At 70.7% G+C, this 24,736-nt stretch carries 18 protein-coding genes; 4 read left to right on the forward strand and 14 right to left on the reverse strand.

Annotated elements, in window-relative coordinates; genetic code table 11:
- Positions 1-116 precede the first annotated feature (116 nt).
- Positions 117-563: an STAS domain-containing protein gene (locus tag OG912_RS07845; RefSeq protein ID WP_327708747.1), complete on the forward strand. Its 447-nt coding sequence runs from the start codon at positions 117-119 to the stop codon at positions 561-563.
- A 71-nt stretch (positions 564-634) separates the two neighbouring features.
- Here the strand turns inward: OG912_RS07845 and OG912_RS07850 are convergent, their stop codons facing one another.
- From OG912_RS07850 to OG912_RS07880, 7 genes are all read right to left on the reverse strand, one after another.
- Complete coding sequence (locus tag OG912_RS07850; RefSeq protein ID WP_326738861.1) at positions 635-850, reverse strand: EF-hand domain-containing protein; 216 nt, start codon at positions 848-850, stop codon at positions 635-637.
- A 163-nt stretch (positions 851-1,013) separates the two neighbouring features.
- Positions 1,014-2,207 carry a YncE family protein gene (locus OG912_RS07855; RefSeq protein ID WP_327708748.1) on the reverse strand — a complete coding sequence of 398 codons (1,194 nt, stop codon included), beginning with the start codon at positions 2,205-2,207 and terminating at the stop codon, positions 1,014-1,016.
- Complete coding sequence (locus OG912_RS07860; RefSeq protein ID WP_327708749.1) at positions 2,207-3,007, reverse strand: polysaccharide deacetylase family protein; 801 nt, start codon at positions 3,005-3,007, stop codon at positions 2,207-2,209. Before OG912_RS07860 ends, OG912_RS07855 begins: the two co-directional genes overlap by 1 nt.
- Positions 3,008-3,433: 426 nt before the next feature.
- Complete coding sequence (locus OG912_RS07865; protein WP_326738858.1) at positions 3,434-3,949, reverse strand: ATP-binding protein; 516 nt, start codon at positions 3,947-3,949, stop codon at positions 3,434-3,436.
- 251 nt (positions 3,950-4,200) lie between these two features.
- Positions 4,201-4,968: an enoyl-CoA hydratase/isomerase family protein gene (locus OG912_RS07870; protein WP_326738857.1), complete on the reverse strand. Its 768-nt coding sequence runs from the start codon at positions 4,966-4,968 to the stop codon at positions 4,201-4,203.
- A gap of 387 nt (positions 4,969-5,355) precedes the next feature.
- Positions 5,356-6,609 carry a L,D-transpeptidase gene (locus OG912_RS07875; RefSeq protein WP_327708750.1) on the reverse strand — a complete coding sequence of 418 codons (1,254 nt, stop codon included), beginning with the start codon at positions 6,607-6,609 and terminating at the stop codon, positions 5,356-5,358.
- A gap of 268 nt (positions 6,610-6,877) precedes the next feature.
- The gene (locus tag OG912_RS07880) at positions 6,878-8,110 is read right to left on the reverse strand and encodes a L,D-transpeptidase (protein ID WP_327708751.1); all 1,233 of its coding nucleotides are present in this window, start codon (positions 8,108-8,110) and stop codon (positions 6,878-6,880) included.
- A 152-nt stretch (positions 8,111-8,262) separates the two neighbouring features.
- Here OG912_RS07880 and glgX point away from each other — a divergent pair, with 152 nt between their 5' ends.
- Positions 8,263-10,539: a glycogen debranching protein GlgX gene (gene glgX / locus OG912_RS07885; RefSeq protein WP_443060959.1), complete on the forward strand. Its 2,277-nt coding sequence runs from the start codon at positions 8,263-8,265 to the stop codon at positions 10,537-10,539.
- A 19-nt stretch (positions 10,540-10,558) separates the two neighbouring features.
- On the opposite strand, the gene OG912_RS07890 is transcribed toward glgX, so the two are convergent.
- The 5 genes from OG912_RS07890 to OG912_RS07910 form a co-directional block, all read right to left on the reverse strand.
- Positions 10,559-11,209, reverse strand: coding sequence for a response regulator transcription factor (locus OG912_RS07890; RefSeq protein ID WP_326738854.1), 651 nt, complete (start codon positions 11,207-11,209; stop codon positions 10,559-10,561).
- A gap of 30 nt (positions 11,210-11,239) precedes the next feature.
- On the reverse strand, positions 11,240-12,532 hold the full coding sequence (locus tag OG912_RS07895) for a sensor histidine kinase (RefSeq protein WP_443060960.1): 1,293 nt from the start codon (positions 12,530-12,532) through the stop codon (positions 11,240-11,242).
- 21 nt (positions 12,533-12,553) lie between these two features.
- Entirely contained in the window at positions 12,554-13,327 is a 774-nt protein-coding gene (locus tag OG912_RS07900; RefSeq protein WP_327708752.1) for an ABC transporter permease, read from the reverse strand.
- Position 13,328: 1 nt separating this feature from the next.
- A complete protein-coding gene (locus OG912_RS07905) occupies positions 13,329-14,267 on the reverse strand; it encodes an ABC transporter ATP-binding protein (RefSeq protein ID WP_327708753.1) in 939 nt (312 codons plus the stop codon).
- 100 nt (positions 14,268-14,367) lie between these two features.
- On the reverse strand, positions 14,368-15,231 hold the full coding sequence (locus tag OG912_RS07910) for a hypothetical protein (RefSeq protein ID WP_327708754.1): 864 nt from the start codon (positions 15,229-15,231) through the stop codon (positions 14,368-14,370).
- 165 nt (positions 15,232-15,396) lie between these two features.
- Here OG912_RS07910 and OG912_RS07915 point away from each other — a divergent pair, with 165 nt between their 5' ends.
- Both OG912_RS07915 and OG912_RS07920 read left to right on the forward strand, forming a co-directional pair.
- Positions 15,397-17,271 carry an ABC transporter ATP-binding protein gene (locus OG912_RS07915; protein ID WP_327708755.1) on the forward strand — a complete coding sequence of 625 codons (1,875 nt, stop codon included), beginning with the start codon at positions 15,397-15,399 and terminating at the stop codon, positions 17,269-17,271.
- Positions 17,268-19,169: an ABC transporter ATP-binding protein gene (locus OG912_RS07920; protein ID WP_327708756.1), complete on the forward strand. Its 1,902-nt coding sequence runs from the start codon at positions 17,268-17,270 to the stop codon at positions 19,167-19,169. Before OG912_RS07915 ends, OG912_RS07920 begins: the two co-directional genes overlap by 4 nt.
- 189 nt (positions 19,170-19,358) lie before the next feature.
- Here the strand turns inward: OG912_RS07920 and OG912_RS07925 are convergent, their stop codons facing one another.
- Positions 19,359-19,763, reverse strand: coding sequence for a hypothetical protein (locus tag OG912_RS07925; RefSeq protein WP_327708757.1), 405 nt, complete (start codon positions 19,761-19,763; stop codon positions 19,359-19,361).
- Positions 19,764-19,843: 80 nt separating this feature from the next.
- Positions 19,844-23,881, reverse strand: coding sequence for an SGNH/GDSL hydrolase family protein (locus OG912_RS07930; protein WP_327708758.1), 4,038 nt, complete (start codon positions 23,879-23,881; stop codon positions 19,844-19,846).
- Positions 23,882-24,736: the final 855 nt, after the last annotated feature.

Here is a 24,736-nt window from a genome sequence, read left to right on the forward strand (position 1 = left end):
GCCGGCGGACCCTCGGGTTAGGTTCACCGACTGTCACCTCACCGACCGTCCCCCACCGGCTGCCATGCGGGCTCCAGGCACGTCCTGCGGGCCCGGCGCTGCGAGGAGAGGCATCAATGACCCAGACCTCGGCCCCCACGGCATCCCCCGTGCCGGCCCCGCTGCCCGAGCCGTGCGGCCGGGTGTACCGCCGGGACGGCCGGACGGTGGTGGCGCTGCGTGACGAGATCGACCTCGCGACCGCCGCGCTCATCGCACCGGCCCTGGACGGGGCGACATCGGACGGCTCACCCCAGCTGGTGGTCGACCTGACGGAGGTGAGTTTCCTCGACTGCTCGGGGCTGACGCTCCTGTGCCGGGCCCGGCGGCGTGTGCTGGACCGCGACGGGCGGTTCTGGCTCGTCTGCGGCTGCCCGCGGATCCTGCGCCTGCTGCGGGCCGGCCGGCTGCACGATCTGTTCTGCCCGGTTGCCACCCCGGACGAGGCCTTCCGCACGGCTCCGGTGGCCACCCCGGACGAGGACTTCCGCGCGCCGGAGCCCGTAGCTTCTGCCGGGGCCTGAGCGGGGCGGGGAGCCCGTCCCCGAGCGCCGTCCCGCGGCCCCCGGCCCGCCGGCCGGGGGACCCCCGGACGTCAGCCCTTGTTCTGCGCGGCCCAGAACTCGTCGAACGTGAGCAGCCCGTCCCCGTTCGCGTCGTGGGAGTTGATCACGGCCTGTGCGACCGTCTCGGTGACGTAGGGGTCACCCAGCTGAGCCATGACGCTCTTGTACTCGACAGCCGAGATCAGCCCGTCGCTGTTCAGGTCGAACCGCTCGAATGCCTTGCGCGCCGACTCGATGTCCGCCACTGTTCCGCCCCTTCGTATGACTCTCTGACGGAAGTCAGATTATCGGGCGTGACAGCCGGCCCTCGCGGCGGCCGGTCGTCGATCACGGGGCGCCGCCCACCGCCCGGTGGACGGCGCCCCGATCGAGGAACGCACGGCGCGGTACGGGGCACCGGGCGGTGGCTCAGCGGAAGACGCCGGTGTGGCCGAGCGAGTAGCGGCCCGGCTGCGGGTAGACGGCGAGGCCGTGCGGACCGCTGCCCACCGGGATCCGGGCCAGCTGCTTGCCGCTGGTGGTGTCGATCGCGTACACCTCGGCGTTGTAACGCCCGGACAGCCACAGGACCTTGCCGTCCGCCGAGACCCCGCCCATGTCCGGGCTGCCGCCGTTCGGCAGGTGCCACTTCTTCGCCAGCTTCTTCTGTGCGAAGTCGAACACGGAGACCGAGCCCTCACCGCGGTTGGAGATGTACATCTCCTTGGCGTCGCGGCTGACGTAGAGCCCGTGGCAGCCCTTGCCGGTCGGCAGCAGCCTCGGCTCGGTGAACTTCTCCCCGTCCAGCACCCACATGCCGTTGGCCATCATGTCCGCGATGTAGAAGGTGCTGCCGTCGGGTGACAGTTTCACGTCCTGCGGCATGGCCCCCTTGAACGGCAGCTTCTGCCGGCCGACCACCTTCATCCTCGCCGTGTCGACCTTGAGCAGTTCGCCGGAGAACTCGCAGGAGACGATGAAGTACCGGCCGTCCGCCGAGAAGTCGGCGTGGTTGACCCCCGCGCAGCTCACCGGAACGGCCTTGGCGGTCTTCATGGTGTGCGCGTCGCGGAAGACGAGCTCGCGGTCCATCGAGGCCATCACGACGGCGTACTTGCCGTTCGGTGTGAAGTAGAGGTTGTACGGGTCGGAGACGCCGACCGTCTTCCCCGCCTTCCCGGTCGCCGGGTCGATGGCGGTGAGGCTGTCACCGACGTCGTTGTTGACCCAGAGCGTCTTCAGGTCCCAGGACGGGACGACGTGCTGCGGCTGGCGGCCGACCGGGATCGTCTCGATGACCTTGTACGTGGCGGGGTCGATGACCGACACGGTGTTGGAGTTGGTGTTGGGCACGTAGACGCGGGACGGGAAGTCCTTGACGGCCGGCGACAGCTTTCCCGGGGCGTCGGCCGCGTACACGTTCCTGGCGTCGAGCACCGGCGGCATCCCGGGCAGTCCCGGCGGCGCGGGCGGGGTGACGCGCTTGGGCCGGGCGGGCGGGGCGGCGGCTTCGGTGGGGGCGTCGGACGCGCCCTTGTCCGCGGGGGCGGTGCCGCAGCCGGTAAGGACGGCGAGCAGGACGCCCCCGAGCAGGGCCGCGGTGCGTGTGGTGGAGGGAGACATCAGGTCAGCAGCTCCGTGGTCGTCACCGCACGCAGTCGGCGGCGGTCGAGTTCGGTGAGGAGGAGGGGCAGTGCGGCGACCGTGTCCGCATAGCCGAAGTGCATGCTCACCACCGATCCGTTACGGATCTCCCCGGCCACCTTGCGGGTGACGGCCGCGGCGCCGGGCGAGGTGAAGTCGAGGGAGTCCACGTCGTACGAGAGGACGTGCGGGTATCCGGCCCGGACGGCGAGCCGCTGGACGAGCGGGGTGGCGTAGCGGGTGCGCGAGGGCCGGAACCAGGTGCCGATGGAGCCGGTGAGCCGGCGCAGCCGCTGGGCGCAGCCGGTGATCTCCGCGTAGGCCTGCGCCTCGTCCATCGAGGAGATGTCGATGTGGTGCTGGGTGTGGTTGCCGAGGTCGTGGCCGCCGTCGAGGATCCGGCGGGCCATGTCGGGGTGCTCGTCCAGCCAGCTGCCCACGGCGAGGACGGTGACCCTCGCCCCGGCACGTTCGGCTTCTCCCAGGACGGTCCGGGCAACGGCGGGATCACCCTGGCCGTGGAAGGTGAGGGCGACACGTGCCCGGTCGCGGGGGCCGTGGTCGATTTGCACGGGCTGCCCGGCGATGCGGTGCGGGGCGGGGGCGTGCGCGCCGGTGGTGGCGGCCCGCCTCTTCGGTGCCGGGCGGGTGAGTGGCTTCGCCGGTGTGCCGGCGGCGTCCGGGTCCGCGCAGCCGGTGGCGAGGGCGGCCGTGAGGGCGGCCCCGGCTCCTGCGCGCAGGGCGCTGCGGCGGTGCACCGGTCTGTCGGGGGCGTTCATGCGCTGAACATTAAGGGCGTGATGTCAGGAAAATAACAATTGACCCACGGTGGCCGGTGAAGGTCACACGGATGCGCATGTCCACCCCTCGGACGATCAATGAATCACGACGAGAATCCCCTATACATTCACTGATTTACAGGTCAGTGACCCAGCACACCTATGATTCATTGACATAATGTCCGGCTTCGCCCCGCTAAGCCCGCAATGCGGCTTTGGCGATGGGGTTGTCCGTCTGCCATAGTCGGGGACACGACCCCCATCGACCCGGGCCAGGTCGTCATAAGCGGCCGTGAACACACCCCCCATTTCACGGCCCCCACACAGAAGCCCCCGAAGCGCCGCACCACGGCCGATCCGGGGGCTTCTGTGCATCCGCGACAACACGTCCGCGAGAGGCATCCACGAGCAGGGGCGCCGCCGGGTTCAGCGGTCGGAGATCCGCATCTCGAACCAGGTGGTCTTGCCGCGCGGCAGCAGGTCCACGCCCCACCGGTCGGAGAGCTTGTCGACCAGGAACAGACCGCGCCCGCTGATGTCCATCTCCTGGACCGGCATCAGGCACGGCAGCCCGCGCGAGGGGTCGCGCACCTCGATCCTGATCCAGCCGCGGCGCCGCATCATCCGCAGCCCGAAGACCCTGGCACCGGTGTGCCGCACGGCGTTCCCGACGAGTTCGGACACGAGCAGCACGGCATGCTCGGCCGTCTGCGAGGAGAGCGCCCACTGACGCAGGACCACGCAGGAGGTGAGCCTGCGGGCGGTCGCCGCGGACTCCGGGCGGGAGGGCAGCCGGACTTCGTCCTCCGTCGGATTTCCGAACAACTCCAGCGCCTTGAACGCCTGTTCGTCATCGACGGCCGGCATCCGCCGTGCCGCTGTCGCGCTGCCGCGCTGCCGCGGCTGCTCCACACCCTCCAGGCCCGCCATGGACACCATCATGGCCGCACGGGAGACGTTCCGTGGCCGTTCCGGGGGAATCCCTGGCCCGGAATCAGACATTCCGTAGCGGGCTCCAGGCATATGCCGCCGACATAACGCCTCGCCGGACACCCATGCCGACCTGCATGAATACCGCGCCCGAACGGGTTTGCCAGGACCGACGGGAGGCTGAGCCTTAAGGTTGCCTTAAGGCTCAGCTAATCCGCCCACACGGATGAACGCACACCCCGCCGTTCCCAACTGGCGTTCGGTCAGAGGAACTTGGCCTTGCCCGGACCCTCCTCCACAAAGCTGCGCATTCCGCGCTCCCGGTCCTCGGTGGCGAAGAGTCCGGCGAACCAGGTCCGCTCGATCGTGAGACCGGTGTCGATGTCCGTCTCCAGTCCGGCGTCGACGGCCTCCTTGGCGGCACGCAGCGCGAGCGCCGGGCCCTTCGCCAGCTTGGCGGCCCAGGCGTGCGCCTGCTCGTACACCTCGGCGGCGGGCACCACCCGGTCCACCAGCCCCATGGTCAGCGCCTCCTCGGCCTTCACATGGCGACCGGTGAAGATCAGGTCCTTCGCCTTGGCGGGGCCCACCAGCCGGGCGAGGCGCTGAGTGCCGCCCGCGCCCGGGATGAGCCCGAGCATGATCTCCGGCTGCCCCAGCTTGGCGTTGTCGCCGGCGATCCGGAAGTCCGCGCAGAGGGCCAGCTCGCAGCCGCCGCCGAGCGCGTAGCCGGTGACTGCGGCGACGACGGGCTTGGGGATCCGGGCCACCGCGGTGAAGGAGTCCTGCAGCGCCTTGGACCGTACGACCATCGCCGGGTGGTCCATCGCCTGCATCTCCTTGATGTCCGCACCGGCCGCGAACACCTTCTCGCCGCCGTAGAGCACCACGGCGCGCACGTCGTCGCGCCGGGACGCCTCTTCGGCGAGCTCGCGCAGCCGGTCCTGGGTGGCGATGTCCAGGGCGTTCATGGGCGGACGGTCCAGCCGGATCGTGCCGACGCCGCCGCTTACTTCGAGGGTTACGGTCATGGGAGGCAGGTTAGACCGACCGCGCAAGTGGGGGGTGGAAGAAGGAGGGGGGCTGGGTGCGTACAGCTGCAAGGCGGAGGATTGAGCAAGGGCGGAGCCCTTGCGATTGACGACAACGCCGGAGGGGGCCCCTCCCGGCAGGCGCACCGACCCACGACCGGCTTTCCGGGCCCAGCCGAACGCTGTGTTCCGGTTCACACCCAGCTCGGCCGCCGCTGCCGTCACGCTCCCCACAACATCCAGCCGAGCAAGGAAACGCTTCCTCAACCCCACAAGATCAACCCGCTCAACGCCCACGGTCCTCGCAACTCCCACAGATCGAGGGTGTTGCGAGGACCGTTAGAACCCAAGCAGGCCGGGCCCGTTCCGTGTTCCGTACCGCGGGACCTACTTGGTCCACTCCGACCAGCTCATGTTCCAGCCGTTGAGGCCGTTGTCCGGCTGGATCGTGTCGTCGTGGGAGTTCTTGACGATCACGACGTCGCCGATCAGCGAGCTGTTGAAGAACCAGGCCGCCGGGGTGTTCGGGTCACCGGCGCCGCGCGCGTCCTGCAGACCGACGCAGCCGTGGCTGGTGTTGGTGGTCCCGAAGATGCCCGAGCCGCCCCAGTAGTTGCCGTGGATGAAGGTGCCCGACGTGGACAGGCGCATCGCGTGCGGCACGTCCTTGATGTCGTACTCACCGCCGAAACCGACGGTGTCGCCGTTCATCCGGGTCACCCGGAGCTTCTCGCTGATGACCATCTGGCCGTTGTACGTGGTGGTCGCCGGGGCGCCCGCCGAGACCGGGATGTCCTTGATCTGCCTGCCGTCGCGGACGACCTTCATCCGGTGCGACTCCGCGTCGACGGTGCTGACCTGCCGGCGTCCGACGGTGAACGACACCGTCTTGGCCTGCTTGCCGTAGACGCCCGGCCGTCCCTCGACGCCGTCGAGGTCGAGCTTCACGGTCACCTTGGTGCCCGCGGCCCAGTAGTCCTCGGGGCGGAAGTCCAGACGGTCGTTGCCGAACCAGTGGCCCTTGATCTCGACGGCGGGCTCGGCGGTCACCTCGATGGCCTTCTCGACGGACTCCGGGTCGGTGATGCCCCGGGTGAAGTGGATCGAGACCGGCATGCCGACACCGACCGTGGAACCGTCCTCCGGGGTGTACTGCCCGATGAAGGTGTTCTGCGGGACCAGCGTGGTGAAGGTGGTGTCCTTCGCCGACTCACGGCCCTTCGCGTCCTTGGCGACCGCGTGGACCTTGTACTTGGTGGCCGATGCCAGATGCCGGTCCGGCTCCCAGGTCGCGCCGTCGGCCGCGATCTTCCCCTCGACCTCGGCCCCCTTGGGGTCGGAGACCTTGACCGTGGTCAGCTTCCCCTGCTCGGCCGAGATCTTCAGTGCCCCGTTCGTGGCGACGGAGTCGGCCCCGTCCTTCGGCGCGACGTTCACGACGGCCTGCGAGGCGGTGGTGTCCCCCGTCCCCGCCCTGCCTGCCTTGCCGCCCTTGCTCCCGCCGTCGGTGTCTCCCCCGCCGCACGCGGTCACCAGCAACAGCAACGCACCCAGGACCAGAGCCAGCAGACCGGTGGAGCCATGCCCCCGCCGCCTGCCGTTCGCCCCGGCCGATGCCCCCGATATCGGCTGCCCGTTCAATGTGGTCGTCTCCCCTCACACGGCCTGGCCCCGCCAAGGCCCCGGGAACCCGCAGGCTCCCACCCCCGCACGCTGCACATGCGCGCTCAGCGAAAGATAATCACACCACCCGTGGGGAGACCGCCCCGGAATTGTCACCGTTCAGTCCCAACTCGTCCCAGGAGTTCGCCTGGTCGCGAGCGGTTCCGCCGCCGCGGCGCCGGTACACCGGACGGCGCGGCCCCGGGGCCGCGCCGTCGATGGAGGACGAGGGAATCTCCCCCGGGTGTCAGTGGAGCGCGGAACCCGCCTTCCACCGCTTCCAGTCCATGTTCCAGCCGCCCAGGCCGTTGTCCGGAGCGACCTTCTTGTCCTTGGAGTTGACGACCTCGACGACGTCGCCGATCAGTGTCCGGTCGAAGAACCAGCCGGCCGGGGTGGAACTGCTGCCGCCCTGTACGTCGCGCAGCCCGATGCACCCGTGGCTGACGTTCGTCGAGCCGAAGATGTCCTCGTCGGACCAGTAGTTGCCGTGCAGGAAGGTGCCGGACTCGGTGAGCCTGATGGCGTGCGGGACGTCCTTGATGTCGTACTCGCCGCCGAAACCGACGGTCCGCCCGTCCATCCGCGTCACCTCGTGCATCTCGCTGACCACCATCTTGCCGTTGTACGTGGTCGTCGTCGGCGAGCCCGCGGTGATCGGGACGCTGGAGACCAACTGCCCGTCCCGGCGCACCTCCATCGTGTGCGCGGCCGAATCCACCCGGGACACCTGCTCGCGGCCGACCGTGAATCTGATCGTCTTGCGCTGGCTGCCGTACACGCCCGGCGCCCCCTCCACATCGCGCAGCCCCACCTCGACCGTCACCTCGGTGCCCGGACGCCAGTAGGAGGCGGGGCGGAAGTCCAGGCGTTTGTCGCCGAACCAGTGTCCCGCCACCTCGACCGCGGGATCGGAGGTCACCCGGATCGCCCGCTGCACGGCCGCACGGCGGGTGACCGGACGGTTGAACCCGAAGGAGACGATCATGCCGGTGCCGACCGTCGACCGGTTCTCCGGCTTGAAGTACCCGATGAAGCGGTGCTCCGGGACCGCCGTGGTGAAGGTGGTGTGGCGGGCCGAGCGGTGCCCCGTCCCGTCCACCGCCACCGCGTCGACGCTGTACTTGGCGGCGAGCCCGAGCCGGCCGGCCACCCCCTGCGGGGACCAGGAGCGCCCGTCCTCGGCGATCAGGCCCCGCACCTCCTGCTGCTGCGCGTCCTCGATCCGGGTGACCTCGACGCTCTCCAGCCGCCCGTCCGGCACCTTCACCTCGACCCGGCTGTCCGGCGCGACGTCCTCGGCGCCGTCCCGCGGGGTGATCCGGATGGCCTCCTGCGGCGAGCGGGGTTTCCCGCCGATGATCGAATCCGTACCCGAGCAGCCGGTCAGAACAGCCAGTACGGCCAGTACGGCGAGCAGTCCCGACCGGGCCTTCACGGTCGCCGGGCTCGCCCCTGCCTTCTTCGCTACGTGGTTCACGTCCCCCCAACGACGCGGGCGGTCCCGGGGAAACGTGAGTGCGGGCCCCGTCGTGGGAAGAACAGAGGGGACGACCACATTCGGGGAGCCGCGGCCGGGACGCCGCGCGCCCCCTTTCGGTGCCGGTCCCATGAGCCGCGGGAGGCGAGCAGGTGTCGAGCGCAGCCGAGCAGGAGGCAGTGCCGAGGACGGATACGGGACCGGATACGGGACCGGCCGGGACGGCGGTGGAGCGGGCACCCGCCGCCGGATCCGGCCGGTCCGTCGAACCGGTCCCGCGGCCGCCCGCCGTGTGGCCGGGGGCCCCGATGCCCCTGGGCGCCCGCTTCCGGGTGGGCCCCGACGGGGTCGCGGGCACCAACTTCGCTCTCTGGGCCGGCGGGGCGGAGGCCGTCGAGCTCTGTCTCTTCGACGAGGACGGCACGGAGACCCGCCTCGCCCTGACCGAGCTGACCCACGAGATCTGGCACGGCTTCGTGCCCGGCGTGCGGCCCGGCCGGCGCTACGGCTACCGGGTGCACGGCCGCTGGGACCCGTGGACGGGCGCCCGGTGGAACGCGGCGAAGCTGCTCCTCGATCCGTACGCACGGGCCGTGGACGGCGATTTCACCCTTCCGGCCGAGGTGTACGGCCATGTGAGGGACTGGCCCCAGCAGCAGGTCGCCGACACCGTGCGCGACGAACGGGACTCCGCTCCGTACGTCCCCAAAGGGGTGGTCGTCCACGATGACGACGACTGGGCCGACGACCGCCGCCCCAAGACGCCCTGGGCCGACTCCGTCATCTACGAACTGCACGTGCGCGGCTTCACCGCACGCCACCCCGGCATCCCCGAGGAACTGCGCGGCACCTATGCCGGACTCGCGCACCCCGCGGCCATCGGCCATCTGAAGCGCCTCGGGGTGACGGCCGTGGAGCTGCTGCCGGTGCACCAGTTCGCCCACGAGGACCATCTGCTCCGGCGCGGGCTGCGCAACTACTGGGGCTACAACTCGATCGGCTACTTCGCCCCGCACGCCGGATACTCCGCGAGCGGCACGGCGGGCGAACAGGTCGGCGAGTTCAAACGGATGGTCCACGCGATGCACGACGCCGGGATCGAGGTGATCCTCGACGTCGTCTACAACCACACGGCCGAGGCGGGCGAACTGGGCCCGATGCTGTCGCTGCGCGGCATCGACAACCGTGGCTACTACCGTCTCCAGTCCGACGCCCGCCGGTACGCCGACTACACGGGGTGCGGCAACACCCTGCACGTGGTGCAGCCGAACGTCCTGCGGCTGATCACCGACTCCTTGCGGTACTGGGTCACCGAGATGGGCGTCGACGGATTCCGCTTCGACCTCGCGGCGGCGCTCGCCCGCTCGATGCACGACGTCGACATGCTGTCCCCGTTCCTCGCGGTGATCGCCCAGGATCCGGTGCTGCGCCGGGTGAAGCTGATCGCCGAGCCGTGGGACGTCGGCAACGGCGGCTACCAGGTGGGGGCCTTCCCCCCGCTGTGGACCGAGTGGAACGACCGCTACCGCGACGCCGTAAGGGACTTCTGGCGCGGCGCCCTGCCCGACGTACGCGATCTCGGCTACCGGCTGACCGGATCGAGCGACCTGTACGCCTGGGGCGGCCGCCGGCCGTACGCCTCCGTCAACTTCGTCACCGCGCACGACGGGTTCACCCTGCGCGACCTGGTCAGCTACGAGCAGAAGCACAACGAGGCCAACGGCGAGGGCAACCGGGACGGCACCTCGGACAACCGGGCCTGGAACTGCGGGGCGGAGGGCGAGAGCGACGACGCCGCCGTCAACGCGCTGCGCCGCCGCCAGTTGCGCAACCTCCTCGCCACGCTGCTCCTGTCGACCGGGGTGCCGATGCTCGTCGCGGGCGACGAGATGGGCCGCACCCAGGGCGGCAACAACAACGCCTACTGCCAGGACAACGAGATCGGCTGGGTGGACTGGTCGCTGCTGGAGCAGCCGCAGTGGCGGGAGCTGACCGAGCTGACGGCCCGGGTGCTGGCGCTGCGCCACACCCATCCGGTGCTGCGCCGGCGGGCGTTCTTCTCCGGCCGGGCACAGGCCCCGGACGGGCTGCGGGACCTGGCGTGGTTCACCCGCCAGGGCGCGGAGATGACGGAGGAGGACTGGTACGCACCGGCCGCGACGGTCGGGCTCTACCTCTCCGGCCGCGACATCCCGGGCCGCGATGCACGCGGTGAGCAGGTGACCGACGACAGCTTCCTGGCGGTCCTGCACGCCGGCGACCGGCCGGCGGAGTTCCTGCTGCCGGGGCCGCCGTGGGCCCAGGGTTACGAACTGGTCCTGGACACCTCGCGGGAGGACCAGTCCGCCGCGCCGGGCACGGTCCACCGGGGCGGCGCGGGCATGACGGTGCCGGCGAGGTCGGTTCTGCTGCTGCGGGTGACGGAGTGAGGAGTGAGGGGGCGGCCGGTCAGCCGAGGATGCCGCGTTCGTAGGCGACCGCGACGGCCGCGGCGCGGTCCTTGGCGCCCAGTTTGGCGAAGACATGGGTGAGATGGGTCTTCACGGTCGCCTCGCTGATGAACAGCTCGGCGGCGATCTCACGGTTCGACGTCCCCCGGGCGACGAGCCGGAGCACCTCGCGCTCGCGCGCGGACAGCGCCTCGTGGCCGGGCGCGACCGGGGTGCGCACGCGTGAGATCAGCCGGGAGGCGACCGCCGGCGACAGGACCGTACGGCCGTCGGCGGCGGCGCGGACGGCGGTGAAGAGTTCGTCGCGCGGCGCGTCCTTGAGCAGATAGCCGGTGGCGCCCGCCTCGATCGCGGGCAGGGTGTCGGAGTCGGTGTCGTACGTGGTGAGCACCAGGACCTTGGAACGGGCGCCGCGCCGGGTCAGTTCGGTGATCGCCGCGACTCCGCCGCCGCCCGGCATCCGCAGGTCCATGAGGACGACGTCGGGGTCGAGCCGGACGGCCATGTCGACGCCCTCGACGCCGTCGGCCGCTTCACCGAGTACCCGGAACTCCGCCGCCGACGCGAACATGCCGCGCAGTCCGTCCCGTACGACAGGGTGGTCGTCGACGACGATCAGGGTGATGACACGTGCGGGTTCCCGGTCCATAGCGGCCAACCGTACTGCGCCGGAAGGCTCCTATCCCTGACGGACCATCGGAACCCGGGCGCAGACCGCGGTGCCGAGCCCCGGCCCCGTCTCCACCTCGACGGTGCCCGCGATGCGTTCGGCGCGGGCCCGCATGCCGCCGAGCCCGAATCCGCCGGCGCCCCGGTAGGGCGGCAGCACGGCCGGGTCGAAGCCGCGGCCGTCGTCGCGTACGTCCAGCGAGATCTCGTCGCCCATGTAGGAGAGAGTGACGCCGGCCCGGGACGCATCGGCGTGCCGGGCCGCGTTGGCAAGGGCCTCCTCGGCGATGCGCAGCAGGGTGGCGCCCACCTCGTCGTGCAGGGGTTCGGCGGTGCCGGTGACGGTGAACTCGACGCGGACGCCAGTCCGTTGCGACCAGATGGTGACCGTCTTCTTCAGCGCGCCCGGCAGGTCGTCGTGCTCCAGCGCGGCCGGCAGCAGATCGTGCACCGAGCGGCGCGCCTCGCCGAGGCTGTGCCGGGCGAGCGCGGCGGCGCGGGCGAGGTGTTCCCCGGCGAGCGCGGGGTCGGTCCGTGCCGTGGAAGTGACGGCCTGGAGCTGGGCGATGATGCCGGTGAGTCCCTGGGCGATGGTGTCGTGGATCTCGGCGGCCAGCCGGCTCCGCTCGTCGGCCACCCCCGCCTCGCGTGCCTGCACGAGGAGTTGGGCGTGCAGCCCGGCGTTCTCCGCCAGGGCCTGTTCGAGACGGGCGTTGGCCGACTCCAGGGCCGTGATGGTGTCGGTCTGGGTACGCGCCTGCTCCGCCTCCCGGTTGCCGATCTGGGCGAAGACCATGGTGAGGCTTCCGTGCACGGCCAGAACGATGGCGAAGACGACCCAGTTCATGAGGGAGACGGGTGGCAGGCCGCTGCCGGACTGCGATCCCGCCATGATGACGGCGGTGGCCAGCAGCCCGGCGCGCATGCGCCGTTGCGGGAGCAGCCGGCCGGCGTCGAAGTAGCCGAGCACCGCGTAGATCGAGAAGAACGGGTTGCACCAGGTCAGCCCGAAGGCCAGCAGGGTGCGGACGATGAAGTAGCACTGGGCCGCACGTGATCCCTGCTCGGCCGGGGCGCGGCTCCACAGGAGCTGAAGGCCGAGTGCCGCCGGGACCAGCACCGCGGCGGCGTACACGTCCGCGCGGGACATGATGAGCCCGCTGGTCACGGCCGAGACCACGCTGGCCAGGCCGAGCAGACCGTAGGGTCCGTGCCGGAAGAACCGCTCCCACCACTGCTCGGCCGTCGTCACACCGGTCATGGCTTCCTTCTTCTCCCCCGCGCCCTTCTCCCCCGCGTTCATGGGTGAAGTCTCCCGTAACACCTACTCCCAGCGGAACGTCCGGATCGCCGCCACCGCCGCCACTGCGGTCCACAGCGCCACCACCCCGAGATACGCCCAGCTCGGCCAGGCACCGGTCGCAGCTCGGTCCAGTACCTGGGACGCCGCTCCGAACGGGGTGATCTGGACGGTGCGGCGGACCGTGTCGGGCATGGCCTGCACCGGCACCCAGACGCCCGCGGTGAACATCATGACGAAGAAGACGACCGAGCCGATGGCGGCCGAGATCTTGGTGGTGCGCGAGATGGCGCAGACCAGGGCGCCCAGCGCCAGTACGCAGGCGACGGCCAGCAGCAGCCCGAGCAGATAGCCGAACGGCTGTCCGGGCAGCCGCACTCCGAAGGCGATCCGGGCGACGGCCATCACGAGCAGGGTGGAGCCGAGCGCCGCCCCGCCGTGCAGAGCGATCTGCGCGCCGAGCAGGGCGGAGGGCCGCACGGGGGTGGTGGACATGCGGCGCAGGATGCCGCGTTCGCGGTAGCCGGTGAGTACGGGCGGCATCGCCTGGAGACCGGCCATGATCATGGCGAGCAGCACAGCCACGGGGACGTACAGGTCGATGACGCGGCGCCCGCCGAGCGCGTCGTCGTGCTCCCGGAAGGACGGGATCAGGCCGAGGATCGTCATGAGTACGGTCGGAAAGGCGAGGATCCAGAAAAGGCTGCCCGGTTCGCGGAGGAAGAGCCGGGCCTCGGACCTCAGGACCGCAAGGGAGGGGGCGTTGCGGGACGCGGGGGCGGTGTTCGCCGTGGCCATCTCAGGCTGCCTGTTCTGTCAGGCCGCGCTCTTGCGCGGGGCCGGGGTGCTCGGTGAGGTCGAGGAAGGCGTCGTCGAGCGTGGCCTCGGCGACACGGAGCTGCTGCGCGGTGATCCGGAGCCGGGCCAGCAGCGAGATGACGGCGTTGACGGTCTCGTCGGTGCCGCTGATGACGATCCGTCCGTTCCTGATCTCGCACGAAGTCGCACCGGGCAGCCCGGCCAGCTCGGCATCGGGGAGCGGCTCGGAGGGGGTGAAGGAGATGGCCGTGGAGCTGCCGGCCCTGGCGATCAGTCCGGACGGGGTGTCGAGGGCGGCGATCCTGCCCCGGTCGATCACGGCGATGCGGTCGCAGAGGCGCTGGGCCTCCTCCATGAAGTGGGTGACCAGCAGGACCGTGACCCCGCTGTCCCGTACCTCTTCGATCAGTTGCCAGGTGTCGCGCCGTGCGCGCGGGTCCAGCCCCGTGGTCAGCTCGTCGAGGACCACGACGCGGGGGTTGCCTACGAGGGCCAGCGCGATGGACAGGCGTTGCTTCTGGCCGCCGGAGAGCCGGGCGAACCGGGTGGTGAGCCTGGTGTGCAGCCCGAGGCGTTCGGCGAGCGGGCGCCAGTCGGCGGGCCGCGGGTAGAAGGCGCTGTACAGCTCCAGCGCCTCGCCCACGGTGATCTTCGGCTGGATTTCGCTCTCCTGGAGCTGCGCACCCAGCAGGAGTGTCACGCGGTCGTGGTCGGCGACGGGGTCGAGCCCGGCGACCCGGACCGTGCCCGCGTCGGGTACCCGCAGTCCCTCGACGCATTCGACGGTGGTGGTCTTGCCCGCGCCGTTGGGGCCGAGGATCCCGAAGATCTCCCCCTCCTCGACGGAGAAGCTCACCCCGTCGACCACGGGGCGGCCGGCGTAGGTCTTGCGCACCCCGTTCACTTCGATGATTGCCATGCCTGTGAGCATCGCGGGCGTTGGGCCCCTCGCGGCATCCGCCATCGCGCTCGAACCGGCATCCGCCGATCGGTTGATGCCACGCTACGACCGGGCGCCCTCAGGCGCCGGCACCTGTGCCGGCCTTCTCTCCCGCCCCCGACAGCCGTTCCTCCAGCCGCGCCACGGCCGCCCGTTCGCCTTCTTTGCGGATCGAGGAGAGCCGGGCGTCGGCCACGAGCATGGGCAGCATCCACAACAGGCCCCACGGCCCGAACCCGTTGACGACGCCGGTCAGCCGGAGCAGCGCCCCGGTCAGGGCCGAGAGCGTGACGGACGCCGCCCAGACCCAACCGCGGTGGCGGGCGATCCAGCGCAGCGGGGCGTTCCCGGGTCCCGAAAGGGCTTCCAGCGTGGCCGCGAGAACGGCCGTGCGCCGGTCCTCGGGCCACGCCTGCGTCGCTGCTGCGACCTGTGCCCGCGCCCCCTGGATGTTCTGCGTCCGCAGAGCGTCCGCCACATCCCCCGCCTGCACCTCCACCGCCTGACGCTTCACCGCGCCCCGTGCCGCAGCCATCCGCAGATCGTCCCAGTAGCTGCGGGCTGCCCAGCGGTGGGCCTGCCGCAGCTGTGCGTTCTGCGCGGAGTCGGGGGCCAGCTCTTCGAGGCGTCGGGTCAGCCGCACGGCACGGTTGGCCCGCCCGGGGTACTCGAAGGCGTCGCTGCGCAGGCACAGTTCGCCGTACCCGGCCAGCAGGCCGAGGTGATCCGCTTCGAGTGCGAGACCTTTGCGGAAGGCGCGTTCGGCCTCGGTGTCGTGATCGTCCTCGTCTTCCGAGGCGTGGGCCACGGCGAGCCAGCAGTAGAGATCGGCATGCGGACCCACGTCGTCGAGCCCCTGCCGGGCGGCACGCCGGACGGCACCGAGTCCGCCCGCCAGGAACAGTTGCTCGCAGCGCTCGTTGTACTCGTCGACCGTCGTCATGTGTCCCGCCCCTGGTTGCTCACACGGTGGTGCGCACCCGTGTGCACGCCCGCCCCTCCCCCGGGGGAGGATAAATATCGGATGCGGCCGGCTGTCCGTCAAGCGTTCGCCGGGCGAGGAAAACCACATGAGCGATGTCAGTGGTGAACCGTAGGCTCGCCCCTGATGCCCGAAGAACATGTAGAGCCCAAGGACCGGTCCGCCGCACAGACCCTGTTGCGGTTGTGGCCGTATGTGAAGCCGGTGCGGAACCGGCTGCTCAGCGCCGCCCTGATCGCGATCGTCGCCTCGTGTCTCGGCCTGGTGATCCCGCTCGTACTGAAGTGGATCGTCGACGGTCCGGTGGCCCACCAGGACCCGGGCGGTGTCTGGCTCGGTGCCCTGTTCCTGCTGCTGCTGGGGATCGTCGAGGCGGTCCTGTTCGGGGTACGGCGATGGCTGGTGGCGCGTCCGCTGGCCGGCGTCGAGGCGGCGATGCGGGCGGACCTCTACCGGCATCTGCAACGGCTGCCGGTGGCCTTCCACGACCGCTGGTCCTCCGGGCAGCTGCTGTCGCGCGGCACCACGGACCTGATGCTGCTGCGGATGTTCCTGGCCTTCCCCCTGACCTTTCTGCTGGTCAACGCCACCACGATCCTGATCGGTTTCGTGATCCTGCTGATGCAGGAGTGGACGCTCGGCCTGGTGCTGCTCGCCCCGGTCGTGCCTCTGGTGATCATCTGCTCGGTCTTCGAGACGAAGTACTCGGTGGTGGCGCGCAGGGCCCAGGACCAGGTGGGCGATCTGACGACGGTGGTCGAGGAGAGCGTGCTCGGCATCCGCATCATCAAGGGCTTCGGCCGGCACCGCAGCCAGTCCCTCGCCTTCCGGGCGCTCTCCCAGCGGCTGCGCACCACGGAGATCGGCAAGGCGCGGCTGCTCGCGGGCATCTGGGCGCTCATCACGACGATTCCCGAGCTCGCGATCGGGGCGGCGCTGGTGCTCGGCACGATCCAGGTCGCGGACGGCGGTCTTTCGGCGGGCACCCTGGTCGCCTTCCTCTCCACGGCGCTGGCGCTGCGCTGGCCGGTCGAGTCGATCGGCTTCCTGCTGGCGATGAGCCAGGAGTCGGCGACGGCGACCGAGCGGTTCTTCGAGGTGATGGACGTGGCGGAGGAGACGGACACCGCCGCGTCCCCGAGTGCCGCCCCTGCCGAGCAGCCCGAGGCCGGCGGCATGGTCTTCGAGGGCGTCGGGTTCCGCTACCCGGACGCGGAGGAGGGTTCCGTACCCGTACTGGCCCGGATCGATCTGCGGATCCGGCCCGGCGAGACGATGGCCCTGGTCGGGGCCACGGGGTCCGGGAAGACCACGCTCACCGCGCTCGTTCCCCGGTTGCACGAGGCCACGTCGGGCCGGATCACGCTGGACGGCGAGGACATCACCGGCATGTCGCGCGAACGGCTGCGCGAGCTGGTGTCGGTGGCGTTCGAGGAGCCGACGCTCTTCTCGGCGAGCGTCGGGGAGAACGTCCTGATGGGCGCCGGCGGCGGGGGCGAGGAGGAGTTGCGGCGGGCCCTGTCCGTCGCGCAGGCCGACTTCGTCCACGATCTGCCGCACGGCATCGACACCCAGGTCGGCGAGCAGGGCCTCAGTCTGTCGGGCGGCCAGCGCCAGCGTCTCGCGCTGGCCAGGGCCGTCGTCGGCCGGCCGCGTTTCCTGGTCCTCGACGACCCGCTCTCCGCACTGGATGTGCACACGGAGACGCTGGTCGAGGCGGCGCTGCGGCGCGTGCTGGAGGAGACCACGGCGATCGTGGTCGCCCACCGCCCGTCCACCGTGATGCTCGCCGACCGGGTGGCGCTGCTGTCGGAGGGCCGCATCAGTGCGGTCGGCACCCACCAGGAACTGCTGCGCAGCAACGCCGAGTACGCCTGGCTGATGTCCGGAGCGGGCGTCCCGGGCGACGGTGAGTCCACCGACGCGCCGCCCCGTTCGGACACGACGGCCGATGACCTTCCGGGCGTGCACGCCCCTGCCGAGGAGAGCAGCACCCGATGACGAGCACCACGACCGGACGTCCCGCCGAGCCGGGCGACAGGGACGGGGACGAAGCCGCGAATCCGGAGGCCCCGGAAGCAACGCGCGATGCGCCGGCCCAGCGGCCCGGAGACCCCTTCGACCGCGACGACCTGCCCACCCCGCGCGGCGCCACGCGCGCGCTGCTCGTCTCGCTGCTGCGGCCGATGCGGGGCCGCGTCGTGGTCGCCGCACTGTTCCTGCTGATCCAGCAGGCCGCGGTCCAGGCGGGGCCGTTGCTCGTGGCGTACGCCATCGACAGCGGGGTGCCCGCGTTCCGGGACGAGGACTACGGGCCGCTGATCGCGGTGGCCCTCGGCTACGCACTCTGCTCGGCCGGCGCGGGCGCCATGCAGTACGCCTTCATCCGGGCCTCCGCCCGGGTCAACCAGGACGTGCTGCTCGATCTGCGCGGCCGGATCTTCCGCCATGCGCAGGCGCTGAGCGTGGACTTCCACGAGCGGTACACGTCGGGGCGGCTGATCTCCCGTTCGACCACCGATGTGGAGTCGCTGCGGGAGCTGCTCAGCGAGGGCCTTCAGGAGCTGATCGGGGTCGTTCTCTCCTTCGTCTCCATCTCCCTGATGCTGCTCTGGCTGGACTTCGGTACGGGCGCCGTCGCCGTCCTGTCCTTCGTGCCGCTGTACCTGCTGGTGCGGCTGTATCAGCGCCGGTCCGCGGTGATCTTCGCGTCGCGCTCGACGGCGATCGCCGCGGTCATCGTGAAGTTCGCGGAGACGATGAACGGGATCCGCCCCGTCCAGGCCTTCCGCCGCGAGCCCGTCAACGACGACGTCTTCCGGAAGCTGAACCACGAGCACCGCCGCACGAACGGCGACGCGCTGCTGGAGAACGCGCGCTACGTCGTCGGGTCCCGGCTGGTCGCCAACACCGCCGTGGCCGGAATCGTACTGTGGGGTGCCTACCGCGTCGCCTCCGGATCCCTCGCCCTCGGCGTGCTGGCCGCGGTGGTCCTGTATCTGCGACGGCTGTACGACCCGATCGACCGGCTCAGCATGTTCCTCAACTCCTACCAGTCCGCGGCGGCTTCGCTGGAGAAGATCGCGGGGCTGCTGGCCCAGACCCCCACGGTTCCGGAGGCCCTGGAGCCGCGGGAACTGCCGCCGCTCACGGGCGGTCACCCGGGCCGTGAGGTGGTCTTCGACGGGGTGCGGTTCGCCTATCGCACGGGGGGCGAGGTGCTGCCCCGCTTCGATCTGACCGTACCCGCGGGCCAGACGGTCGCCGTGGTCGGCTCGACGGGCGCGGGCAAGTCGACGCTCGCCAAACTGCTGGCCCGTTTCTACGACCCGACCGAGGGCCGGGTCCTGCTGGACGGCACCGATCTGCGCGACCTCGGCACCCCCGAACTGCGGCGCGGAGTGGTCATGGTGACCCAGGAGGCCTTCCTGTTCTCCGGCACGGTCGCGGAGAACATCGCGATCGGCAGCCCCGACGCGACCCGTGAGGAGATCGAGCAGGCCGCCAAGGCCATCGGCGCCCATGACTTCATCGCCGGTCTGCCCGACGGATACGACACGGACGTACGCAAGCGGGGCGGCCGGATCTCGGCCGGTCAGCGCCAGTTGGTGGCCTTCGCCCGCGCCCTGCTCGCCAACCCGGCGGTCCTGATCCTCGACGAGGCGACGAGCTCCCTGGACATCCCGGGCGAGCGGGCGGTGCAGCGGGCGATGGACACCGTGCTGCACGGCCGCACCGCGGTGGTCATCGCCCACCGGCTGTCGACCGTGGAGATCGCGGACCGGGTCCTGGTGATGGAGCACGGCCGCGTCGTGGAGGACGGTGCCCCGGCCGAACTGATCGGCGGCACGGGCCGGTTCGCCGGCCTGCACCGCGCCTGGCGGGAGAGCCTGGCCTGAGAAGGCTGACAAGCCCGCACCGCCCCCGGCGCGAAGCCCGGTTCCGAAAGGGCCCCTGGCCGCGTCACCCGCCCGGCGAAGCCGGGGACGGACGGGCAGGGGACGGACGGGCAGGGGACGGACGGGCAGGGGACGGGTCCCGGCCCGCCGCCCCTCTGGGCGCCGGGCCGGGGCCGGTGGGGGAACCCGTCAGGTGCGGTGGCACTCCATGGGGGGAACCAACGTCCTGCTCGGACCGCCGCCTGCGCCCGGCTGGAAGCGGATGGAGTAGCAGCGGTACGCGCGTGAGGCGGAGGAGCCGAAGAAGCTGGCGTCCTCGTAGGTCGCGAAGAACCTGACGAGAGTGGTCAGCGCCCGCCCCGACTGCGCGTACGAGACGAGGACGCCCTGATTCTGCCGGGCGACGTCCTGTGCCCGCTCCCGGCTCGCGAAGCCGTTCCGCCCCTCGCCCCGCACGGCGTCCTCGTACGACCGCACATGCCCCGCTATCTGCTCCAGCGCCTCCTTCTCACGGCGTTCGTCGGCGCTGTCCTGGCGGTGAGCCATGACCATGAGCGTCCCCGCGGCGAGCAGCACCAGGACGATGGGGACCATGAGTGCCACCATGCAGCCGGGTGCCGGCACCCCGCCGAGGTAGGACCGCGGCGGGGTGCCGGCAGAGGAGCGGGACCGGTTCACCGGTCCTCTTGTCTGAGCGCGGCGGGGCCCAGCGTCATGAACGCCTGCGCGTAGGCGCCGGTGCCGGCCTTGTTCGGGTGGTAGCTCTCCCGGCTGAGGCAGCTGTCGGCCCAGAACCACCAGCACAACGGCGTGGCGTCGTCGTCGTGGTGGAAGTCGCCGTCACCGTTCGGTCCGGCCACGACTCCGTTGATCCCCTCCGTCGGGTCGCAGATGCGCTTGCCCTCGAACGCGGACTGCGGGGACCGGTAGCGCACGCCCTTGGCGGACATGGAGGCCGCCAGTTCCTTCTGCTTGTCCTCGAAGTACTGGGCCATGTTGTTCAGGATGACACGCTGAGAGGCGCTCACCAGCGTCGAGCAGGCCTCCGTGCGGCTGAAGAGCAGCGGGTATCCCATCAGGGATATCGTCGCGTTCGACGCCGCGTCGCTGATCTCGGTCAGCAGGTCCGCCGTCGCTGTCACGGCGTCGTCGATGTCCGCCTGCATCGACGCCTCGGAGGAACAGCCGTCGATGACGCAGGTCTGGATCTTCTCGTCGAACCGGGCGTCGTTGCCGCCGATGGTCAGCATCACCAGGGTCGTGTCCTTGCTGAGCACGCCCGAATCGACCTGCAGCTTCTCGTGGAAGTTCCCGTCGAAGCCCCAGTGCTCGTTGTTGTCGTCGTCGTACGGCGTACCCGACCCCGCCTGCCATGCCTTGGCTCCGGAACAGGCGACGAACTGGAAGTCGAGACTCGCGTCGTAGCTGTCCGCGAGTGCGCCGACGGTCTGCGACTGGTCGGGGAGGGTCACCTTGCGCGGCCACGCGTTCGGGCTCCGTCGGCACGCGTTCCAGCTGTCCTCCCCGTGGTCGCGGTCGCTGACGTGGTAGTAGTCTCCCGAGCCCTCGCCCGAGGTGTAGGAGTCGCCCATCGCGACGACCATGTCCTGAGGCTTGCCGGCCAGCTTCTTGAAGGCGATCGAGGTGTACGCGACGTCCTCGTCGGCGGTGCCGTCGTCCGTGGTGTTCGTGAGCTCCACCTGAGGCGTTCCCGTGAAGTGGTAGACACCGAGCTCGACCCAGGTGCTCTCGCCGTAGTGGGTGTTGAGGTAACGCTCGCGGTCACCGCCGTCCACGCCGCGGATGGTGTAGTGGGCCTGCTGGGTATGGGCGCCGGTGTCGGGCACGTGCACGAGCACCCGGGACCAGCCGTCCAGGTTCTGGCCGAGGGTCCAGGTCCCCTTGACGGACATCACTCCGTTGTCACCGCCGAGGTGGGCGGCGTTGCGGGTGTGGGCGAACCAGAAGTGGCCGTCGTATCCACCCCCTATCTGGTAGAGGTCACCCTTCGCCTCGTACTGGCCGAGACCGGGGCCGACCGCACCGTCGCTGTTGAACGTGAACGCGAAACTCCCGTCGTCGGTGCCGGTCGATCCACAGGTGCTGTACGTGTTCGTGTTGTCGGGTACGGAGTTCACGATCAGCGCGCCCGCGGGCAGGCTGCTGTCCGTGTCACCGGCGCAGACGGGGGTGCCGTGCTGGAGGCGGGAGCCACGGCCCGGTTCGGCGATCAGCGTCTGGTACTTGATGTTCTCGACACCGCAGGTGGTGGCGCAGTCGCCCTTCCAGGTGACGTTGGACTCGTGCCACCAGTACTGCGTGTAGCAGTCCGCGTCGGGGCAGTCGGGCGGGTTGGCGGAGTCGCAGTTGTTCTTGGAGTTGCAGAACGTGTCGAGTGGCGGCGTGGCCTGCGCCCGGTTGTACTTGGCGCTGCCCGGTTCGCTGTAGAGGCCGGTCGTGCCGTTCCAGTAGGCGGGCTGGAAGCCGGCGGAGGAGAAGCCGGACTCGCCGGCCCAGTCCTGGCGTCCGGAGGTCGCGTAGGAGTAGCCGGCGTCGATGGACCAGGAGGCCCAGCCCAGCACCTTCTCCTCGTACGGCCAGTTCTGCGGATGCGCGGCGTCCTGGGCGGCATTCGGGTCGATGTCGGTGTTCATGAAGGCCGAGCGGGACGGCGGATACACGGGGTTGGCGGGGTTGTTGTACCAGCCCAGGCCCCAGTTGCCGTTCTCCGACTCGGCGGAGCGGGGGTTGAAGCCGAGGTTGTAGTTCCACAGGGCGGCGAACCAGTTCTCGGGCCTGGACGCGGAGTCGTTGTTGACGGTGATCGTCTGCGCCGACTCGTGCAGTTCGTTCCACTTGTCGGCCAGGATGTACAGGGAGGCGGCGACGTTGACCGAGTAGTCCAGGGCGACCGCGCGCTGGGTGGAGACGGGGAGCGAGGTCTCGTCCTCCTTCGCGTACGCCGCGAGCCGCATGCCGTCGGTCACCTGGCCCACGCCGTAACCGCAGTCGGAGTTCGCCCAGTCGATCTTCCAGTAGGCCGCCGGATCGTCGCCCTTGTGGCCGTAGAAGCCGGCATACGAGGCGAGCGGGCTGCCCATCTGGCCCGGGATCGCGCCCGGCTCGGCCTGCCACAGGTTCGACTCCTGGGCCATCACGCCGAGCAGCACGTTCGCCGGGATGCGTCCGCCGCCCGTCAGCGTGGGGCGGGGGAACAGCCCTTGCGGGTCGATGGTGCCCAGCCCGGTCTGGCTGCGCCAGCCGCCCTGGGTGATCCAGTTCGAGCGCAGTTCACCGCGTACGGCCATATCGACGGCCCACTCGACCTGGTTCGGTGTGGGCTGCAGTGCCTGGGCGTTCACGTCGTTGCGGGGCACCGAGCACCAGCGGTCGGTGTCGACCGGATCGTTCGCCCTGCTGTCGGCCGCGGTGAGGGCGGCGGGAGCGGCGGTGCCGGTGAGCGAGGGGGACACCGAGGTGTCTCCACTGTCCGCCGTGGTCTGCCCCAGGGACTGCGTGATCCTCGCGCCCGTGGTGGTGGCGGTGGAGGTCACGGTGGCCGGCTCGCCGCCGCCGACGGTGTCGGGCGCGGCGACCGCGCTCTCTGCCGGCGCGCCGCTCTTGTCGAAGCCCTTGCCCGCTTCCTTGACGCGCGCGAGTCCGCGTCGGACGCCGGGGGTGATTACGGGGTCGACGGCGAGCCGTCCCAGGGTGGAGACCTCCGTCCCGGCGGGCGCGTCCAGAAGCGTGACGCCCGAACCATCGAGCCGGGTGCCGGAGGGCCGGCCGGTCAGGAACACCCGGCCCTCGGCGCCCTGGCGCAGGTCCACGTCACCGAGCCTGCCCGAGGCGATCACGGCAGGCTCGCCGCGCCCGCGCCACAGCTTGGCGTGTGCGGCGGAGTCTCCCCGTCGGTCGAGGAAGGCGACGTGTCCGGCGCCCGTGGGCCGGATGTCGAACGGCGGGCTGTCGGCCTTGGTGAGGGTCGTCAGCCGGCCCTTCCCGTCGAGGTGGACCAGATCGCGTCCGCGTGCGCCGATCGCACCGTCCTCGACCGGTACCGCGCTGGTGATCTCCCCCTTGGTCACCGCCGAACCGGCCGTCCTTCCGGCCGTGTCGACCGTCATCACCCGGGTCTTCGTCCTGGCCGGGTCGTTCATGTCGCGGAAGGCGGTGAACGCGGCCGTGTGCGTGATCGTGTTGCAGGACGGGTCGAAGTAGGCGAGCGACGCGGTGAACGGCAGCTTCACCACCCGGCCGGTGACCGTGTTGACGACGGCTGCGAACGCGCCGCCCTGCATCAGGTCGGGCTTGTTGACGAAGGTGCGGGGCGCGTACACGACGGCGGCGTGACTGGCGTCCATCACACACTGGTTGCCGATCCAGGTGTCCGCCGAGATCGTCGGCTCGGCCAGGGAGGCGACGGTCTTCCACGCGTACGCGTCCGACGAGTCCGCGACGAGGATCTTCAGGCCGTCGCTGTCGGCCGCGCTGGTCACCGCCCGGTCCTTGGACGCCTTCCAGCCCGTGCCGAGCTTCTTTCCCGGATCGGCGACGCCCGCGGGCTGCGCGGACCGAGCGGACGGTTCGGGAGTAGGTTTCGGTACCGGCTGCGTGGCGAGTGCCGGCGCCGCTGCCGGCATGAGGCCGATGACCGCCAGCGCGGCTGCCGTCAGCGCGAGGGATGGATGTGCTCTGCGTCTCAGCCTCAAGGATTCTCCTCGGTCCGGAAGCGGGTTTGACTGGACAGACTGCGCAGCCGCCACGGTGCGTGTGACACCGGTTCAGCGGTGGAGAGTTCCGGCGGCGTGCCAAGCCGGACAGGCGGGCGGGGAGCCCGGCGCACGGTCCGATGGGTGGGCACGAAGGACGACGAACGGCAGCACGAAGGGGCCTGTCGGACGGTGACGGCCACGCCGGGGGCGTGAGCGCGCTCAGGCGCCGGTCAGCCCGCCGGCGGACCGAAGGCCGCAGGCCCGGTGGGGAACTGCGCGGTGGTGTACCGGCGCAAGGGGGTCGGGCTCCCGCCCTGATGGGCAGAAGCTCCGGCGTCCTCTCCCCCGCTGCGGCAGTCTGCCTTCACCGGCATCACGGCGCCGCCGTCCGCACGCCCGAAGGATGCGCCGTTACTGACGGCGCGTCCGTGACCGATTCCCTGCGCCATGACGCCGCGGACACGGATGACGGGCAAGGCGGGGCGGACGACCGTCCCCGCTCCCGCCGCTGTTCTCACTGTCTTCCCGCTCACAGAAGCCCCCCTGTGTCGAGTTGTCACCCGGCAACTGCCGGGCCTTGGTTCACCGGACCGGACGGTGAGCCGTCATGATCGAAGCGCTTCAATGACCGCCGAGTCAACAGCGAAAGGCCGCCGGGCAATCACCCCCCACAGGGATGACCTTCCGTAAAACCGGACATCTCCGGAGGGTCAAATCTGCCCACGCCCCCCTATCCACACGAGGCAAAAGTTCGGCAAATCCAACCGGCCCTCCGCAACGCGAGCGGCGGCGTGCGGACTTGCGGGGCACACCCCCGCCGACGCCCCGCGGACCCGTCCAGGACGCACGACC

Source organism: Streptomyces sp. NBC_00464, assembly GCF_036013915.1.
Classification (GTDB): domain Bacteria; phylum Actinomycetota; class Actinomycetes; order Streptomycetales; family Streptomycetaceae; genus Streptomyces.

What these genes read in the sequence shown, in the direction of transcription:
- OG912_RS07845 (WP_327708747.1), top strand. Translation starts at nt 117, where the DNA reads ATGACCCAGACCTCGGCCCCCACGGCATCCCCCGTGCCGGCCCCGCTG.
- OG912_RS07855 (WP_327708748.1), bottom strand. Translation starts at nt 2,207, where the DNA reads ATGTCTCCCTCCACCACACGCACCGCGGCCCTGCTCGGGGGCGTCCTG.
- OG912_RS07860 (WP_327708749.1), bottom strand. Translation starts at nt 3,007, where the DNA reads ATGAACGCCCCCGACAGACCGGTGCACCGCCGCAGCGCCCTGCGCGCA.
- OG912_RS07865 (WP_326738858.1), bottom strand. Translation starts at nt 3,949, where the DNA reads ATGATGGTGTCCATGGCGGGCCTGGAGGGTGTGGAGCAGCCGCGGCAG.
- OG912_RS07870 (WP_326738857.1), bottom strand. Translation starts at nt 4,968, where the DNA reads ATGACCGTAACCCTCGAAGTAAGCGGCGGCGTCGGCACGATCCGGCTG.
- OG912_RS07890 (WP_326738854.1), bottom strand. Translation starts at nt 11,209, where the DNA reads ATGGACCGGGAACCCGCACGTGTCATCACCCTGATCGTCGTCGACGAC.
- OG912_RS07895 (WP_443060960.1), bottom strand. Translation starts at nt 12,532, where the DNA reads ATGAACGCGGGGGAGAAGGGCGCGGGGGAGAAGAAGGAAGCCATGACC.
- OG912_RS07900 (WP_327708752.1), bottom strand. Translation starts at nt 13,327, where the DNA reads ATGGCCACGGCGAACACCGCCCCCGCGTCCCGCAACGCCCCCTCCCTT.
- OG912_RS07905 (WP_327708753.1), bottom strand. Translation starts at nt 14,267, where the DNA reads ATGGCAATCATCGAAGTGAACGGGGTGCGCAAGACCTACGCCGGCCGC.
- OG912_RS07910 (WP_327708754.1), bottom strand. Translation starts at nt 15,231, where the DNA reads ATGACGACGGTCGACGAGTACAACGAGCGCTGCGAGCAACTGTTCCTG.
- OG912_RS07915 (WP_327708755.1), top strand. Translation starts at nt 15,397, where the DNA reads ATGCCCGAAGAACATGTAGAGCCCAAGGACCGGTCCGCCGCACAGACC.
- OG912_RS07920 (WP_327708756.1), top strand. Translation starts at nt 17,268, where the DNA reads ATGACGAGCACCACGACCGGACGTCCCGCCGAGCCGGGCGACAGGGAC.
- OG912_RS07925 (WP_327708757.1), bottom strand. Translation starts at nt 19,763, where the DNA reads ATGGTCCCCATCGTCCTGGTGCTGCTCGCCGCGGGGACGCTCATGGTC.